This is a genomic window from Holdemanella porci (assembly GCF_019052655.1).
Taxonomy (GTDB): Bacteria; Bacillota_I; Bacilli_A; order Erysipelotrichales; family Erysipelotrichaceae; genus Holdemanella; species Holdemanella hominis.
The window spans coordinates 1-17,849 of the sequence record NZ_JAHQVB010000044.1 but is presented as its reverse complement, the minus strand read 5'-3'; the positions used below and the strand labels follow the sequence as shown (position 1 = coordinate 17,849).

The following is a 17,849-nucleotide window of genomic DNA, read 5'->3' as shown; positions in this document are numbered from 1 at the left end:
TTATACAATTCTATATTAACCAGAATACTTTTCTTCCTGGTTTCATAATACGAAAGGAGCAGCTGCTCCTTTATTTACATAATACAGCACGATATTTTTCAACAATGTCCTGATACTCTTCATCCGACAACGTTTTTTCGCCTGGATTCATAGCGAATACATCGCCCCATTCATATCCATCCTTATATTTAGGAACTAAATGGAAATGAAGATTTCATGCATAGCACAAGCTACCCTATTAATATCCTCCATATAAGCAGCTCTTTCCTGGGCCGTCAACTCTGTAATTTCACTCACATGCTTCTTATGAGCCACAATCACACGACCAGGATGAGACTGTTCTTTAAACAATACACTTTTGAACTTTCTAGTTCACAAATTTTAATTCCGAAAGCAGCGACTAACTCACCTTCCATGCAATAAGCACAATTTTGATCTTTCAATTTTTTGTCTACTCTTCCAGAAACTATAATACCACAGTTTATAAATGCTTACATTTTTTTTATTTTTATTTTCAAGTGTACATTCGATAACAATACGCTTTCTTTTCCTATAGAAACGTGTTATAGTAATTATGTTGATTAAGTTAAGACTCTAACCCTTTCAATTAACTTTCTCAACATTCCCATTTCTGGACCGGGCCCATTCCGGTCCTTTTATTTTGTCAAAAAAGCCACTTCTAAGAGTGACTTTCTATAATTTATATGTTCCTGCATTTTTCATATACAATAATAGGGTCATAAGATGCCTTCTAAACATCCAAAATAGCGTTCATACTATTCAAAATCAATTAACTCTCTGATGTCTTCAACTTGTAATGCTTCTGCAATTTTTGAAAGATGTTCAAAATTTATCACTGTACGTGTACCACGTACAATATCACTGATAGTCGATTCTCGTATACTTGACATCTCAGCTAATTTCTTCTGAGTAATATCTCTTTTTTCTATTGCTTCTTTTACCTTTAACTTTACAATATATTTTTTTCTCATTTTAGTTTGTCCCCTGCTGGAGTAAAACAGTCATATATGCCAGGTTCCAAATATTTGAATCCTTACCTACTGCATTAGGATTATCTCCAATTGCAGTTGCAAAGTTCATGATCTGTACTGTCATGTTTTCCTTGCACTTATCCCAAACATATATAGGATTTACTCCATTTTTCCATTCATATTTATCTGTATTAGAATTATATACTACCAAAGAACGGAATGCTGCCACTGCAGGATAAATTAATCCATCTGGAATTTTGTATTTAATTTTTTGAAGTCCAAATTTTGATGTTCCAATAACTTTTCCATCTTTATACCCTGCATATTTTTTACGACCATATCTACCACCTGTGTTGTTAAATGCATCTGCAAATTCAGTTTCAATCGCATCATACAAATCAAAAATGTCAGGCATAATATTAACATACTTACGGTAATATTCAGGATCCTTAAGATACATATCTAACATATTAGCTTTTGATGAATATGCTTTAATAGGGTGAGTCACTGAATCAAATTTATCAATATTGAACATATTAACAATAGAAACAACTTCTCGTGCATCAATCATTTTAAGCTTTTTGTTGGTGTTATCATCAAATGCCTGTTGATTTTGTTTAAATGCAATTCTTTGATAGAATGACATTCCTTCTAAACCTTCTTTAATAGGATCAAATTTTTGTTTAAGTTCTGCCATGGACTTTTCATCCACTTGAACGGAAGTATTACGTGCTTCGGCCAATTTTTCGATGATATCTTCAACCCCTGTCATCACCTCAAACTGTACATATTGATCTAAATTATCATTACGGTGATCACAAACAATTTTATAAGTATGCCCACCATCAATATTTCCATGTAACATATCATCTGTAAAATTGATGGTAACTTCTTTTGTTTTATTATTGTAAGTACAACTCTTAGCTGAGATTACAATACCTCTGTTTTTTAGATGAAAATATCCATCATTACTTTCCAAGGATTCTTTTATTGCCTGAGCCACACCAGATGTAAGTCTTTGGTCTCGCGGGTTTGTTGCCATCGGAATACCTTCAGGAACATCCCCAACTTTTACGTAAAACAAATACTTTTTTGTTGAATCATTGAATGGATCATCCAATTTACGAAATGAATTTTCTTTTACAAACATAGTTTTTCTAATTGACATATTAAGTCCTCCTTTTATTATTTTAGATCGACTGTCCTACCCGAGACCAGAATCTCGACAGGCTATTACTATATATAAGTAATACTTTCATATCGTGGTTTTATAATAGCGCTATTGCGTTATTATGTCAACTGCTTTTTCATATTATTTTTACTAAAAAAGACTCTAACAAAAGAGCCTTACATTTATAATTTAATTATTTACTAATTAATTCTTCAATTCTTTTACATAAAGTATCTATAATAGCATAATCAGGTCTATTATAGTTCTCAAGCAAGTAATTAAAATCTATACCAAATGCACATACTTTTTCATAATCTTTAGGATCTTCTGCATTCCTCCAATCAGTATATGCCTGACCGAAATATGCTAGATTTCCATCGTTATATTTTAAAGTATTAGGATCGTTCAAAAAAATCCTCTAATTTCTTATTGTATGGCAAAACAAACACATTTCTTACTTTAGGATTATCTGATTTATCTAATGTATTAAAGACATGATCTCCATATGTAATTTGTTTTTGAATTGATTGTGTTTCCGGTAAATCTCTTACATCCTTCGTAACACCATACTGATACATCTTAGCATCAAGAATATAAGTTGCGCCATCTCTTTTTAAAATAGTATCCGGTCTTAAACTAGATGCCAATCTAGGATTCTGGTTATTTAACTGCCAATAATCATTTGGATTATACTTTTTCTTTTGACCATCAATTGATAATTTTAAATCTTCTCTTTATTTTCAAACATCTTCATGTTAGACTTAATACGTTGATTAACTCACTAATCAACATCTCCGAGAGTTGGCACCATTTCACATTTATTTAAAGCCAACTCTTTTTTTATACTCAAATTAAAAGAGACTTTGAACAGTCTCTTTCTTGTTTATTCTTTTAAGAAAATAATTAATGAAATGATGATTGCCAAGCCTCCTAAACCTTTATTGAATGTGAGTGCTTCATTCAACCATAAGATTCCCACGATCATGGAGGTTACTGGTTCTAATAAACATATGAAGCTAGCTCTTGTACTTCCTAATAATAGTACGCCTTTTTGTAGTAAAACAGTTGCTAAAAAGGATGAGGATAAAGCGAGCACTAATAATAGGCCATAGGCAATCGCATCCATTTTAAATACAACGTCTTGCATAAACAGATTCATTGTAAAGATTTCTATTGTAGTAAATAGTGCTAAATAGAAGGATAGCTTTAAAGCGTTCATTTTCACTAATCCCGTTTTATCCATTTTAACCAAGTAAAAAGCATACGTTAATCCGGATGTGATGGCTAAAAAATATCCAAACAAACTACCATCGCCTTTACTCATGAAACAAATGATACCTACTAACGCAAATGATAGTGATAGTATTTGTTTCTTTTTTATTTTCTCCCCATAAAAGAAACAACATAATACAGCTACAAACAATGGATATAAGAAATGAAGGCTTGTTGCGATTCCTGTATCTACATAATTATAGCTTTCATTTAAAATGATGATTGTTAGTCCAGAGCCAAATATTGAAGTAAGTATTGCAGATAGTAAGTCCCTTTTTTCTAAGTACAAATCAATCTTCTTTATTTTCAAAACAAAGAACAATACTATGGTTACATAGAACACTCTAAAGAAAGCAATTGTCAGTGATGTTGCTCCTCTTGCGATAATGATCTTCGTTAATAATGGCATCAAACCAAATATAATGGCACTTAATGCCGTATAAATATACCCTTTTTTCATAATCAACTACTCCCATTTCCATAACACAAAAAAAACAACTGCGCTATGCAATTGTTTTTCTTACTAATTCACTCAACAAACCCTTCTAAGATTATTGCATAGTCTTATTAAAATAGTTTGTTAATTGTGTATTTAAACCTTGTTTCAAATCTCTTCCATGATCATTTGCCAACATATAAGCAATAACTTGGTAGAAACATAAGTGTTTCAATTCATAGAAGTATGGTTCATCACATTCGAATTTAAAGTCATTTTCATCAAGTGTGATGTCACCCACCATATAACAACATCCAATTTCATTTTTCAAGAATTTAGAAATGGCTTCTGTCTTATTGTCTTCAAACCCTTTCTTTGAAGCAACAAAGAACAATTCGTTGTTATTAAACTCATTTTGAGGTCCATGAACAAATTCTTCTAACTCATATGTTTTTGTTAAGTAAGGAATCATTTCCATAAACTTAATATCCGCTTCAACACTAATTGGCCATAAACTATATGATCCAGTAAATAAAGCTACATTTCTTTTCATTAAATCAAATTTATGATTCTCATACCAAACTAGAGCTTGTTCTACAATACCATCCAATTGACTATTAACAGCTAGTAAAGTATCCATATCTTGGAAATCGGATAAATAGCATCCTAATAACCAGCATGCAACAATACTTGTTGAAACACCAATCGTTCTATATTTGTATTCTTCGTGTTTACATCCCATATCAATAGGATTCTTGCTAACTTTCGCAATTGGAGATTCTAAATCACCAATGATCGATGCAACCATATATCCTTTTTCCTGTAGATCCATTACATCGTCATAGACTTGTCTTGTAGCTCCCGTTTGAGAAATAAATACATATAGAATTGTATCACTCTTTTTATGCGTCTTTTGCTGACTAAATACATTTGGATAAATAACATCCACTTCTAATTCACATTGATTTTCAATAAAATATTTTGCGACAGACGCTGAATTGTAAGATGATCCACTCGCAACAAATACAATCTTTTCAATCTTACCCTTACATTGGGATAAGCATTCAAATTGTTTAGGATAATTCGCTACGATTTCCCTATTTAATTGTGGAATTCGTTTGATACAGTCTAAAAATGACATATTCAATACCTACTAAATCAAGCCACAAACAACTAATACGAATGAGATTACGATTGAAAGTAACAATAAAGTAGTTGCTTTCATTTTCTTAACTTGTAATAAGTAGAACATTAACAATGTATATAGTAATGGCAATAACATTGGGAACATTTGATCAATGTAGTCTTGGATAACGAATTCATTTCCAGATACTGTGAATGTTCCAGTAAGTGACAATGCAACCATACTTGCAGTCATTGCACCAATAACCATTAAACCAACAATTGTTGCAGCTTTTGTGATTTTATCCAATACACCACTACCCTGGATATTTCCCATTAAATCTGTACCGAATGCATATCCTGCAAATGTACAACAGTATTTAATGATTAAGTGTGGAATATTATAAACTAACAAGAATACTAATGCTCCTAATGGATTTCCAGCCTGGCATAATGATAAACCAATACCTGCAGCTACGACACGTAAACTACCCCAGAAAATTGAATCTCCAATTCCACTTAATGGACCCATTAAAGCAACTTTTACGGCATTGATTGAACCCTTATCGAAATCAGGGTTAATACTAGCTTCTTTTTCCATTGCAGCAGCAATACCCATAATTAATGTTTCAATATGTGGAGTTGCATTGAATACAGCTAAATGTCTTTCTAATGCATCCCCTTGATCTTCTTTATTATCATAAATTTCTCGGATTGCAGGCCACATTCCCAAAGAGAAACCTAGACCTTGTTGTCTTTCATAGTTATATGAATGTTCCATCACGAAAGAAGCCTTAAACATATTTTTAAGCATCTTCTTTTCTGCTGGTGAAATTTGCTTAATTTTATCTGTGAAATTACTCATCGAAAAGCGCCTCCAATTCTTTATCTTCTACTTCATCACTCATATCGTTAGATTTACCGTGTCCAATTTCAAATACTACGATAAACGCAACTACAACACCGAAAGCAGTAACAGCTAATACACTTTGAGATGCGAATGCAACCATAATGAATCCTAAGAAGAAGTATAATGAGTTCTTTGAAGTCATCATAGGTTGTAACAATAAAGCGAATCCAACGGCTGGTAATAATCCACCAGCAACTTCTAAAGACTTCATAACTACTTCAGGAATATTATTTAATACGTTTTCAACAACAGATGATCCGAAGTAAATTGTACAGAAACCTACTAATCCATAAATAGTACATTGTAAAATTAAACCAAACCAGTTCAAAGCATGCATTTTACCAACTTGAACTTCTCTAGCATATTTACATGCCAAGCCCATATACCATGAACGAACGATAAAGCAAACGATTTTAATGGATTGACCAAATACGGCAATAGGGAATCCTAATGTAAAGGCAACTTCTGGTCCTTTTCCTGTAATAATAGCCAACGCAGTACCAATACCAGCACCTAACATTGCATCAGGTGGTACAGCCGCGCCAATCTGAATAGCTCCCATAAATACTACTTCTAGAGCAGCACCACATTTAGCACCCATTACTGGATCTCCAAGAGCAATACCCACTAATGTACCAACAACAAGTGGTCTAAATACCATTGGTGTAGTTAAACATTTTTCAACAAACCAAACATCGAAAGCAATAATAAAACGGACTTTAATACACCAGCACCCGCAATAGCAGGAACTAGTGGTTGAAATACACTAATGATAAATTCTAATAATTTCGCACCCCATTTACGATCATCCTTTTTAGCTTCAATACCTTGATTTCCACTTAAAGGACAAATCTTCAATAATATATCATACACTTCAACAACGTTGTTTCCAATCACAATCTGAAATTGACTTCCATCCACAACGCCCATAACACCCTTGATTTTCTTGATTTTTTCTACATCAACAACACTCTTGTCAACCAAACTAAATCTCAATCTTGTTGAACAATGTTCCAAAGTCGCAACATTCTTCGAACCACCAATTAAATCTAAAATCTCATTTGCAATTTTTTTGTAATCCATAAATTGTTTTCTCCTATCATCTATTTAAGAATGGCCATTCAAAGTGCAAAAAAGGCAGAATCCCATAAACACCTTGAAAAATTCAAAGCAATTTATTAGATCCTGCCTGCATTACCAGTTACATGTCTTTTTATTTGCAGGCATATGTTAACATTCATCTGTAAGCGTTGTCAATACTTTTTGATAAATTATTACCAGCAATCATTTAATACACATACAAGAAAAGCACTAGATACAGTGGTCACTCTGAATTATTCTAATGTAAAGACACTAGTAATTCGTTGTGCTTACGTGAACTAGTGTCTTTTACATTTTTCTATAATCAATAATGTGATTCTAAGTATTTCTACTATGGCCATTAAATACATGGCAACATCAATATGTAGATATATATACATAAGCTTTCCTCCTGTAAAAAAAATAGAAGGATCTACTTACCTGGAATTCAAGATTCAAGGCTTCAAAACTCCTTGACAAGAGGTAACCACCAATCACATCCAGTAGCCAGTTTCAATTATAAAACTTCAATGTGAAAGCATTATTAATTCCAATAAATTTGTTGCGATTGTTCCTATTTCATCTAAAACGTCTTATTTTCATTGAATTAGATACTCTAAAATTCATATAGAAAGAGAACGTCGAGTAGGCGTTCTCTTGAAGAAATTCTAAAATAATAATTGCAATCCCATCACAATGACCCACATATAAGCACAAGTCTTAGGAATCTTAAATAAAACTACTATTCTAATTTGTTTTAACACAAACACGCTTTCCAGAAAACGCAATCCCAAATCTCAATATCTTTTTGATTCCTTCACTCTTCATCTCAGAATCATATTCCATACTATGAATCTGACAAAGAGCTTCATTTGCCAAAAGCGTTAATTCATGATCATCAAGATTCTTTTTCCACTTGAGTTCCATAATCATTCCAGGATACTTATCATCTCTAGGAATTAAGCCAATATCAAATCTTCCTTTACCAGACTCTCTATTCGACTTTATTTTGTACTGATTATCCATCATCGAAATCAATCCTAAAATCAATCCATGATAGAAAGATTCACTAGCCGTATCATAAAAGCTAATTGCTTTATTCATATATTCAGAAATAGCTTTTTCTAGTTTTACACAATCATTTAAGAACAAACTTTCCGCAATCTTATCTGCAGTCGTTCTTGAAACTGCACCAATCTGCATCAAATGTGCCAAAACCTCGCTTTTATAAACGGAAGCTATCTCTTTATTGGGAATCGATACCTGACACAAATAAGATCCATCCGCCTGCAATTCTTTAATCGTTGTTTTCAAATACCCAGCTACCAATAATAAACTATAGATATTAGCTGGATCATCTGTAAGTGAACGATAAACAACATTTTGATCAATTCTTGCCAAAACTTTATCCCCACGAATCAAAGAATAAAGCTTTTCTGCTATATCCTCATTCGCCACTTTTAAAACATCTTCGAGAATCTCATTCTTTCCAGTATTCACCCAATATGCCTGTGGAACACACCCCTTCGAAATATAATTAATAACAGACCACGGATTATAGATTTCTTCATTCCCAAACAAATATCCATCATACCATTCTTGAAGTTCACTCTCTTTTTCAGCAACTCCATAATACTCTAACATTTTACTTACTTCTTCATTTGTAAATCCGAAATAACGATCATATGCTTCATCCATCACTGAGTTCACAGTTAAATTATTTAATCCACTAAAAATACTTTCTTGAGCAATTCTCAAAATTCCGGTTAAAAAGCCGTAAGAAAGATTTTTATTATCCTTAAAAGCACCAGAAAAGAAATTTCTCATAAAGCCAATGATTTCATCATAAAAATCCTTAGAATACCCTTCCTGAATTGGAGTATCATATTCATCAATAATAATAATTGGAGCTTGATCATAATGCGTCGCAAGCATCTTAGATAACTTTTCAAGTGAAAAAGACAATTCCACTTCATTTTCTGTTGCACTTAATATTTTATTAAAATACGCCTTCTCATAATCCGATATTTTTCCACTACTCAACAATTCTTGATGCCTTCCATATTCTTCTTGAAGTAACGATTTAATTTTCTCTACAGTGGCCTGCCAAGAATCAAACTTTACATCTTTAAAAGTAAGAAAAATCACAGGATATTTACCTTGATGCATTCGATAGTTTTCCCCACACTTCCAAATATTCTTATCTTTAAAATATTTAGACGTATCCTCATCCACCTTTTCAAAATACACTCTAAGCATATCCATATTCAATGTTTTTCCAAATCTTCTTGGTCTTGTGAATAATGAAACCAATGGCTTTTGATCTAAAAACTCCTTAATTAACATTGTTTTATCCACATAATAATAATCCGATTGAGCACGCACATAGTCTGAAATACCAATAGGCAATGACTTTCTATCTGTACTCATCCCTTTTTTACAGTATTCACCAGACGAAATTCTTCCATCTACCGGTTTTGTTGCTTCATCTGGAATTTCCCAATTTTTTCCATTCTTAACAGCACCCGGAATTCTTCCCGATTTACACAAATTCGAAACTGCACGAACACTAATATTCCAAATTAAAGCCATTTCTTTACAAGTTTTCATGTGAACACCACCAATCCTACTACCAATAGTATACTCATTATTCGGAAATATGTCGAATTCATTCAGTATTTTATTCGGTAGATTATCGACTTATAGTGGTATTCTTCTTTTTGAAAAAATTAAAAAGGTGCAATGAAGCACCAAGTTTTGTGAATTAGAATAATAATTGTAATCCCATCACAATGACCCACATATAAGCACAAGTCTTAGGAATCATCAATAACCCAATCTTTGGTTTTGTCTTAGACCACAATGTAACTGGGATGTAACACCCAAAAGAAATAATGATGGCTGCAACCATACGGTTCATATGTAAATCGTACATATTTCCTGAAATGGCATAAAGAATTATCACACCAACTCCAGTTACCGCAAACACGGCATTACGAATCACAGAAAGCTTCCTATTTCCTTCTTCGGAAGTCCAATTGTTTTGTGGTAAGAAACATACAACGATACGAATAATAGCTGAAATCCAAATCATAGCCTCAACCCAAAGTGGAGCTTGTAATGTTGGGAATGTTAATTTCCAGATAAACAATAAAATAATATAGAATACGGTCATTGTGATTGAAGATACCTGCAATCCAATTCCAAGCTGTCTTTTAATTTTATCATTTGTACCATACAAAGCCCTTTTAATACGAGGAACCAAGTGGAATGCGTCTCCACCACACAACGTTAATGTTAATACACCATATAATATGAACAATGGATTTCCTTTCGAATATACAAAGAATAAGATTCCGGCAATTAAGTCAAAAATCAAATAACAAGCATCAAAAATCACTTCCATTAAATCAGGAATTTTTTTCATTTGAAATCATCCTTTCTGCATTGTCATACACCTTTTGAAATACACTCATAAACACTTTGATTTCTTCTTCACTAAGACCTTCAAACATATCTTGTGCAAACTCCTTTTGCGCCCATATTCCATCTTCAATTACTTCATTGGCCAATTGTAGTAAATGAATAGTTACATGCTTTTTATTGTCTTTGTCGACTCTTCGCTCAATAAAACCACGATCTTCTAATACTTTAAGTGAAGTCGAAACATGAGACTTTGTAGACTTACGAATACGAACAATGTCCGCAGCCGTATTGTACGCAGGATTGTTGTAAATAAACATTAATATGTCATACTCCAACTGTCTTAACTGATATTTTTCGCAAACTCCAGAAACCTTCATCTCATAATATCTCGTTATCGTTTTATGTTCATCCCAAAAGTGCATATGCGCTCTCCTCATCGTTCTATTTAGAACATTAATATTCTATAGCTCATGAATAGGTTTGTCAATAAAAATCATTGACACCATTCTTACGTCAACTTCTCGTAATTTTTATACATCTATATAAAAAAAGCCTTCCAAACAAGTCGAAAGGCTAATTACACTAATCTTCATATGTGATTGTTTTTGAATTAACGATCTTTTTAAATTCCTCAAACAACGGATGTTTAGGAATAGATCTTAATTCTTTACTAATTCTATATGCGAATAATTGGAATACTTGAAGATACGTTAAGGATACAGTATCTGCACAAGGATTTAGTAACGTTAATACATGATCATCATCATATGCTTTATTTGTGATGTAATATACACGGTCTGAAGTTTCATCTTGCGCATCAATGATAAATACATTGTGCTTTGGAGAAAGTTGCAAATTCGGTCCATGAATATATTCTTCTAATTCATATGCACAAGAAACAACCTTCACAGTTTCACCAATCTTTAGTGCTGCCTCTTTAGCTACACCTTCACAAGGACCACAACCAGCTGCATACATATTTTCCATAGATAAGAAATTCTTTTTAAACTTTTCTAAGAAAGCTTCTTCATGCACAAAATTTTCCTTTTGCATAGAAGCATAACTTTCACAATATGCATCAAGCCAAGCTGTATCAACCATTTTTCCTTGTTTTTCTAAAATTGCAAACGTAAGTTATATTAAGAATAAGGCAAGTGTTGTTACACCCTTAGTAACATACCCCTCCTTTTCTTCGTCTACATAATCAATCACAACTTCAGCATGATCTTTAATATCACTCTTTAAATCCCCTGTTAAAGCGATTGTTTTACGATTTAATTTTTTTAATATATCCAATGCATCTAATGCATTTTTACTATATCCACTCTGTGAAACGACAAACACAAAGTCATCTTCACACAACACTGGATAGTATGCGAATGTATATGGATTTATCACAGTGACATCTACACCTAAATATTTTTCCATAACATATTTAGCACACCAAGACCCATTTCCACTCGAACCAGAAGCTATAATCTTAATATTTCTATAGTTTCCATCCATATAAACCTGAGCCAATTTATTCGTCTGTTCTTTATTTTTATATACTGAATTTAAAATATCCTGCATCTGCAAAATATAATATTCCATTGTTTCTAATTGTTCCATATTGTTTCCTTCGTGAAATTATATTCTAAAACGATACGTGGATTTGTCACTTCGAATATAACTATGTGTATATTCCACGACATTTTTTTCTTTATCAAAGCCAATATATTGAAATCGAAATACAGGTTCTACAAGATTTCCCAAAAGTTTTGAGATTCGATCATCTGGAAATTGTACGATTAATGAACGATGGAAGTCACAAGGATCATGATCTTTCTTTGCCATAAAATCATATAATGACACTTTTGAAAAATCATAGTCTTCAATGCCCTCTACATACTTGTATGGCATATAGGCAATTTCCACAGAAAAAGGTTCATCATTGTAATAACGAACACGCATTAAACAATAAACGTCTTCTCCTTCTTCTAATTTCAAGTGTGCACGAATCGAAGTTGTCGGCTCAATCTTTTCTGCAACAATGACCTTACTGTCAATTGAAAAAACCTTGTGCCTTTAAAAAACTACTAAAACCACGATGTTCATTTATCGCATCATAGTTTCCCCATGAAGGTTTTACAATTTGTTTTGCGACAAACGTTCCTTTATAAGGAACCTTGATCAATACACCATCTTCAATCAAGACATTAAGTGCTGATCGCACTGTCTGTCTGTTCACACCACATTTTTCAGCCAAGTCTCTTTCAGACTCCAAACGCTCACCTGGCAACAATTCTCCATTATCAATACGATTTAACAACGTATTTTTTAAACGCAAAAAAAACACCGATTATAAGAAGTGTTGTTGCACTTTTTTCATCAACAAAAAAAAACACCTATCCTAAATAGATGCCTAAATTATCATTTGTTAATAAATTTGTATACTCGTAAGTATACTACTCATGAGTATACAAATATTCAATAAGTCTTTCACTGTATTTTTCTTTATTCTCCCAGTTCATCCAACATATCATCTACACCATCACGATAATTTTCATCGTTATCGTAACGATTCTCATCATAATCACCAAAATATGCATCATCACTTCCTTCATCATAAGATGAGGACGAAGAAGATGATGATGAGTTTGAACGTTGCCCCTCTTTCTTTTTACGTTTCTCTTCCCTTGCCTTAAACTCACTCAATTCCGTACGACGCCTATTCTCAAGACGATACTGTTCCATTTGCGTTTCCCATTCTGCCTCTTCCTTTTTCAAAGAAATATATCCATATCCAAATAATAGTCCAAGAATAATCAAGAAAATAATTCCACCCCTACCCTTAGATTCATTATTTGGTTGAATGACCTTTTTTTCCTGATAATTTTCACTAGGATCAGCTTCAGGCAAAACTCTTTCCTGATTTGAATAATCACTTTGTTTCTTTGTTGTTTGAACTTTTGGTGGGATATTCACCGAAAACCTTAAATGTATATCATATAATCTTCTAAGGATAAAACCGGCTAACCAATCAATAAAAGCATCCTCAAATTCAATACTAAAACAAGTTAATAAGCTAAGAAACTCAAACATCGATTCATCCATTAAGGATGAATCAAAACAAGGATCATTCTTTAACATTGTCTTAATTTCATCCTCTGACTTACCATCATATTTTCGAATCAGTTCATCATCACTCATATCCAAGATTTTCTTAACTCCATCACCAACGATTTTCTTACGTGTTTCTATATCTAACTTCTTAGACATCTTTCTCTCTGCTTTTGTAGGTATATTAGGCAGTTTCGTTTCTTTTTTAGTAACAGGTACATCCACACCATACAGATGCATTACCTGTATTAACTCTTTTGTAAGTAAACCCTTTTTATTAGCATGAATATAAATCCCTTCATAGATTGGACAAAGACTACAAGCTTCACTAAATTTATCTTCTTCAATTAAAGAATTTACTAACTTCATAAAATCATACGAACTATATCCCTTAATACACTCTTCACAAATAGATGCATAAAAGTGTCTTAAGTAAATAGGAATAAATACAGAAATGTAGAAATCATTTTCTTTACATTGTTTAGAAACATCCTCAATATGCTTCTTTGTTTTACTCGAATCTAAAATCATACGATATAGAGTACTCGCCAAAGGATTGCATAATATACCAAAGTTTACATTTAAACAAGACTCTAACATCTTCTCTTTCACAAATTCAATTTCTACATTAATCTGACTTGTACTTCCCTGCATCATTAGCCTTTTCGATCTATGATTTCATTTTAATGCTGGTATAATACTAGGTATGAACTATCAAAATATACAAAGCGGATTATCTACCGCATTTTTAGACAAAAATATATCTTCCAACGTATTATATCGACCTCAATTTATTTCAAACGACTATAAGAATGGAAGAAAAGTACTAAGCACCATTGAAGATGAATTATTACACTGCGACTCCTTTTTAATCAGTGTAGCCTTCATTACGATGGGAGGAATTACCCCCTTACTTCAAACGCTTCGTACTTTAGAAGATAAAGGCATCAAAGGTAAAATTCTTACAACGGACTATTTGGCATTTAGTGATCCTAAAGCCTTAGATAAACTCGCTACATTTTCGAATATTGAACTTAAAATGTATCTAGTACCCGACTCAAAGAATGGTTTTCATGCCAAGGGATATATCTTTCAATCCGATGAAATCTACAAGATCCTTGTGGGTTCTAGTAATATGACAAATACAGCACTTACTACAAATCGAGAATGGAATACAAAAATTGTGTCCACAAAATCCGGTGAGTTTGTATCAGAAATGTTAGATGAATTTGAAGAATTATGGAATCATCCAAATACATATTCCTACAATGCATTTATTGGTGCATATAGAGTGCATTATGAAGAATACAAAAAGGTGAAACAAAAAGAAGACATTAAATTACCCTCTAAACAGTTGATTCCAAATTCTATGCAGCAAGCCTTTATTTCCAATCTTAGAAAGCTTCGCAATGAGAATGAATCAAAGAGTTTGTTGATTTCAGCCACAGGAACAGGAAAGACGTATGCCTCAGCCTTTGCCTTACAAGATCAGAATCCCAAGAAAGCCCTATTTTTAGTGCATAGAGAGCAGATTGCCAAACAAGCTCTTCAAAGCTACAAAAATGTATTTAAAAATACAAAGACATTTGGGCTTTTATCTGGAAACAGCAAGGATACAGATGTAGACTACTTGTTCGCAACCATGCAAACAATGTCTAAAAAAGAAGTGTATTCAAGTTTTGCCCTTGATACATTCGATACCATCATCATTGATGAGGCACATCGCATTGGAGCTAAAAGCTATCAAGAAATCATGGACTACTTTAAACCAAAGTTTTGGCTAGGAATGAGCGCAAGCCCAGAAAGAACCGATGACTTTGATGTATATGCAGCCTTCGACCATAATATTGCCTATGAAATTCGTCTTCAACAAGCTCTAGAAGAAAACTTATTATGTCCATTCCACTATTTTGGCATTACTGACTTTTTAACCAACGGAAACGAAACAGATTTTACCGATTTCAACTATTTAACATCCAACCAAAGAGTGGACTACATTATCGAACAAACCAATTACTATGGATATAGTGGAGAAAGAGTCAAAGGACTCATGTTTTGCAGTTCCAAGAAAGAAGCGGCTGCCCTTAGTGAAAGATTAAATCTACGAGGATATCGAACTATAGCTTTAAGTGGAGAGGATTCTCAAGAAAAAAGAGAAGATGCGATCGATCGCTTAGTATCCGATACAAGAAGTGACTATCTACAATACATTTTAACTGTAGATATTTTTAATGAAGGTGTCGACATACCTGAAATCAATCAAGTTGTCCTATTAAGACCTACACAATCGCCCATTGTCTTTGTCCAACAATTAGGCCGAGGCCTAAGAAAATCAAAAGACAAAGAATATGTTGTCATTCTAGACTTCATTGGAAACTACAAAAACAACTTCATGATTCCAATCGCCCTATCTGGAGATCGTTCTTACAACAAAGACAACATAAGACGCTATGTACTTGAAGGTGAAAGAATTATTCCAGGATCGAGTACGATTCACTTTGATGAAATCAGTAAGAAACAAATTTTTGCGTCGATTGACACCGCCAATTTTGCGGATATCAAGCTCATTAAGGATAGCTATAAAAATCTAAAGAATAAACTTGGAAGAATCCCTACTCTTATGGATTTTGAAACCTATGGAGAAATTGACGTACAAAGAATTTTCGACAACAAATCACTAGGATCTTATTATGCCTTTTTAAAGAAATATGAAAAGGATTATAAAGTAAGATTAAATGAACTTGAAGAAAACTTTATTAAGTTTATTTGTACAAAACTTGCCAATGGAAAAAGAAAGATAGAGCTTGAAACACTAAAAGATTTAATCAACGATCAAGAATATACAAATGATCTATCCCAAACAAATGTATTAAACATCTTCACCAATGAATTTCCAACTGGATCTGGAAAGAATACTTTTAAAGATTGTATTTTTATTGAAGATACGAAAACTTCAAAACCATTTAAGACATGTTTAGAAAACAACGAATTTAAATCCATGGTAAAAGAAATCATTGAATATGCATTGGATCAATATAATAAACATTATAAGAATACATATAAAGATACAAACTTTGTTCTTTATCAAAAATATACATACGAAGATGCCTGTCGCTTATTAAATTGGCAACACAATGAAGTTCCATTAAATATTGGCGGATACAAATATGATCAAACAACCAAAACATTCCCTGTCTTTATCAATTATGACAAGGCAAACGACATTCAAGATACCATCAAATATGAAGATCATTTTATCAATGAAAGTCAATTGATTGCGATATCCAAATCCGGAAGAACCACAAGCAGTGATGACGTACAAAACTTCTTGTACGCCAAAGAAAGAGGGATTGAAGTTCATTTGTTTGTGCGAAAGAACAAAGATGATAAAACAAGCAAAGAATTCTATTATCTAGGCCATATGCAAGCAGAGACAGATAAGACCAAACAGTTTGTGATGCCAAACACACAAAAAACAGCCGTCGAAATCTTATGGCAATTGGATACACCCGTAAGAGAAGACATTTATCGATACATTGTAGAGGAGTGATTTTTTGAAAACAATACACGTAGTAGCCGCCATTATTAAAGATGGAAATAAAATATTCGCCACCCAAAGAGGCTATGGCGAATTCAAAGACGGATGGGAATTTCCTGGAGGAAAAGTTGAACCGGATGAAACAAGTAGACAAGCCATTGTTCGTGAAATCAAAGAAGAATTAGATACAACCATTCAAGTCGAAGAATACTTTGATACAGTCGAATATGACTATCCAAACTTCCACCTATCCATGGAATGTTTCATTTGTACGATCCTTGAAGGAAATTTAACTCTATTAGAACACGAATCCGCAAAATGGCTTACTAAAGACACATTAGACTTAGTAGATTGGCTACCTGCAGATTTAGGACTAATTGCTAAATTAAAAGAAATATTATAATCCCAGGCAACATTTTAAAACACCTAAAAACGAGCATTTCACCTTTATATAAAGAACAAATACTCGTTTTTTCTTTTGCCAAACTGTCAAATAATCAACAAATTTTCAGGAATTAATAATGTTTTCACATTGGATCTTTATAATAAAAATTGGCTACTGGATGTGGTTGGTGGTTACCTCTTGTTAAGGAGATTTAAAGCCTTGAATCTTGAGTTCCAGGTAAGTAGATCCTTCTATTTTTTTGCAGGAGGAAAGCTTATGTATATATATCTACATATTGATGTTGCTATGTGCTTATTTGCCATAGTAGAAATACTAAAAGTAACATTGATTATTATAGAAAAATGCAAAAAGCACTAATCACCACCGACAATGGAAAAAGATTAGTGCTTCAGCA

At 32.9% G+C, this 17,849-nt stretch carries 20 protein-coding genes; 2 read left to right on the top strand and 18 right to left on the bottom strand.

From position 1 onward, the window contains the following. Positions 1-195: 195 nt before the first annotated feature. The 18 genes from KTQ83_RS08405 to KTQ83_RS08320 form a co-directional block, all read right to left on the bottom strand. Positions 196-351 carry an HIT family protein gene (locus tag KTQ83_RS08405; protein ID WP_217256553.1) on the bottom strand — a complete coding sequence of 52 codons (156 nt, stop codon included), beginning with the start codon at positions 349-351 and terminating at the stop codon, positions 196-198. 425 nt (positions 352-776) lie between these two features. Next, positions 777-992: a helix-turn-helix domain-containing protein gene (locus KTQ83_RS08400; protein WP_118115311.1), complete on the bottom strand. Its 216-nt coding sequence runs from the start codon at positions 990-992 to the stop codon at positions 777-779. Between the two features lies 1 nt (position 993). Beyond that, on the bottom strand, positions 994-2,160 hold the full coding sequence (locus KTQ83_RS08395) for an AIPR family protein (protein WP_217256552.1): 1,167 nt from the start codon (positions 2,158-2,160) through the stop codon (positions 994-996). Positions 2,161-2,356: 196 nt separating this feature from the next. After that, positions 2,357-2,572, bottom strand: a complete 216-nt coding sequence (locus KTQ83_RS08390) for a hypothetical protein (protein WP_217256551.1) — start codon at positions 2,570-2,572, stop codon at positions 2,357-2,359. Beyond that, positions 2,559-2,876, bottom strand: a complete 318-nt coding sequence (locus KTQ83_RS08385) for an LlaJI family restriction endonuclease (protein ID WP_342367250.1) — start codon at positions 2,874-2,876, stop codon at positions 2,559-2,561. The genes KTQ83_RS08390 and KTQ83_RS08385 overlap by 14 nt, the downstream gene beginning before the upstream one ends. Before the next feature lie 170 nt (positions 2,877-3,046). Beyond that, the gene (locus KTQ83_RS08380) at positions 3,047-3,895 is read right to left on the bottom strand and encodes a DMT family transporter (protein WP_217256549.1); all 849 of its coding nucleotides are present in this window, start codon (positions 3,893-3,895) and stop codon (positions 3,047-3,049) included. A 91-nt stretch (positions 3,896-3,986) separates the two neighbouring features. After that, positions 3,987-5,012, bottom strand: a complete 1,026-nt coding sequence (locus tag KTQ83_RS08375; RefSeq protein ID WP_217256548.1) for a phosphoheptose isomerase family protein — start codon at positions 5,010-5,012, stop codon at positions 3,987-3,989. Between the two features lie 12 nt (positions 5,013-5,024). Then, on the bottom strand, positions 5,025-5,858 hold the full coding sequence (locus KTQ83_RS08370) for a PTS system mannose/fructose/sorbose family transporter subunit IID (protein WP_217256547.1): 834 nt from the start codon (positions 5,856-5,858) through the stop codon (positions 5,025-5,027). Further along, complete coding sequence (locus tag KTQ83_RS08365; protein WP_217256546.1) at positions 5,851-6,564, bottom strand: PTS mannose/fructose/sorbose/N-acetylgalactosamine transporter subunit IIC; 714 nt, start codon at positions 6,562-6,564, stop codon at positions 5,851-5,853. Before KTQ83_RS08365 ends, KTQ83_RS08370 begins: the two co-directional genes overlap by 8 nt. Positions 6,565-6,572: 8 nt before the next feature. Next, positions 6,573-6,986, bottom strand: a complete 414-nt coding sequence (locus KTQ83_RS08360; protein WP_217256545.1) for a PTS transporter subunit EIIB — start codon at positions 6,984-6,986, stop codon at positions 6,573-6,575. A 744-nt stretch (positions 6,987-7,730) separates the two neighbouring features. After that, positions 7,731-9,593, bottom strand: coding sequence for an AAA family ATPase (locus KTQ83_RS08355; RefSeq protein WP_217256544.1), 1,863 nt, complete (start codon positions 9,591-9,593; stop codon positions 7,731-7,733). 154 nt (positions 9,594-9,747) lie between these two features. After that, positions 9,748-10,410 (bottom strand): hypothetical protein, encoded by a 663-nt coding sequence (locus KTQ83_RS08350; RefSeq protein ID WP_186998509.1) that lies wholly within the window; start codon positions 10,408-10,410, stop codon positions 9,748-9,750. Then, complete coding sequence (locus KTQ83_RS08345) at positions 10,394-10,831, bottom strand: MarR family winged helix-turn-helix transcriptional regulator (protein ID WP_117926690.1); 438 nt, start codon at positions 10,829-10,831, stop codon at positions 10,394-10,396. The genes KTQ83_RS08350 and KTQ83_RS08345 overlap by 17 nt, the downstream gene beginning before the upstream one ends. A gap of 160 nt (positions 10,832-10,991) precedes the next feature. Next, the gene (locus tag KTQ83_RS08340) at positions 10,992-11,510 is read right to left on the bottom strand and encodes a phosphoheptose isomerase family protein (RefSeq protein WP_217256543.1); all 519 of its coding nucleotides are present in this window, start codon (positions 11,508-11,510) and stop codon (positions 10,992-10,994) included. A 33-nt stretch (positions 11,511-11,543) separates the two neighbouring features. After that, positions 11,544-12,020, bottom strand: coding sequence for an SIS domain-containing protein (locus KTQ83_RS08335; protein WP_217256542.1), 477 nt, complete (start codon positions 12,018-12,020; stop codon positions 11,544-11,546). An 18-nt stretch (positions 12,021-12,038) separates the two neighbouring features. Beyond that, positions 12,039-12,443: a GntR family transcriptional regulator gene (locus KTQ83_RS08330; protein WP_342367249.1), complete on the bottom strand. Its 405-nt coding sequence runs from the start codon at positions 12,441-12,443 to the stop codon at positions 12,039-12,041. 10 nt (positions 12,444-12,453) lie between these two features. Continuing rightward, positions 12,454-12,738: a GntR family transcriptional regulator gene (locus tag KTQ83_RS08325; RefSeq protein ID WP_217256541.1), complete on the bottom strand. Its 285-nt coding sequence runs from the start codon at positions 12,736-12,738 to the stop codon at positions 12,454-12,456. Positions 12,739-12,905: 167 nt separating this feature from the next. Then, positions 12,906-14,165, bottom strand: coding sequence for a hypothetical protein (locus tag KTQ83_RS08320; protein WP_217256540.1), 1,260 nt, complete (start codon positions 14,163-14,165; stop codon positions 12,906-12,908). Between the two features lie 52 nt (positions 14,166-14,217). On the opposite strand from KTQ83_RS08320, the gene KTQ83_RS08315 reads away from it, so the two are divergent. Then, positions 14,218-17,061, top strand: a complete 2,844-nt coding sequence (locus KTQ83_RS08315; RefSeq protein WP_244975820.1) for a DEAD/DEAH box helicase — start codon at positions 14,218-14,220, stop codon at positions 17,059-17,061. Between the two features lie 4 nt (positions 17,062-17,065). Continuing rightward, positions 17,066-17,452, top strand: coding sequence for a (deoxy)nucleoside triphosphate pyrophosphohydrolase (locus tag KTQ83_RS08310; RefSeq protein WP_186998522.1), 387 nt, complete (start codon positions 17,066-17,068; stop codon positions 17,450-17,452). Positions 17,453-17,849 lie beyond the last annotated feature (397 nt).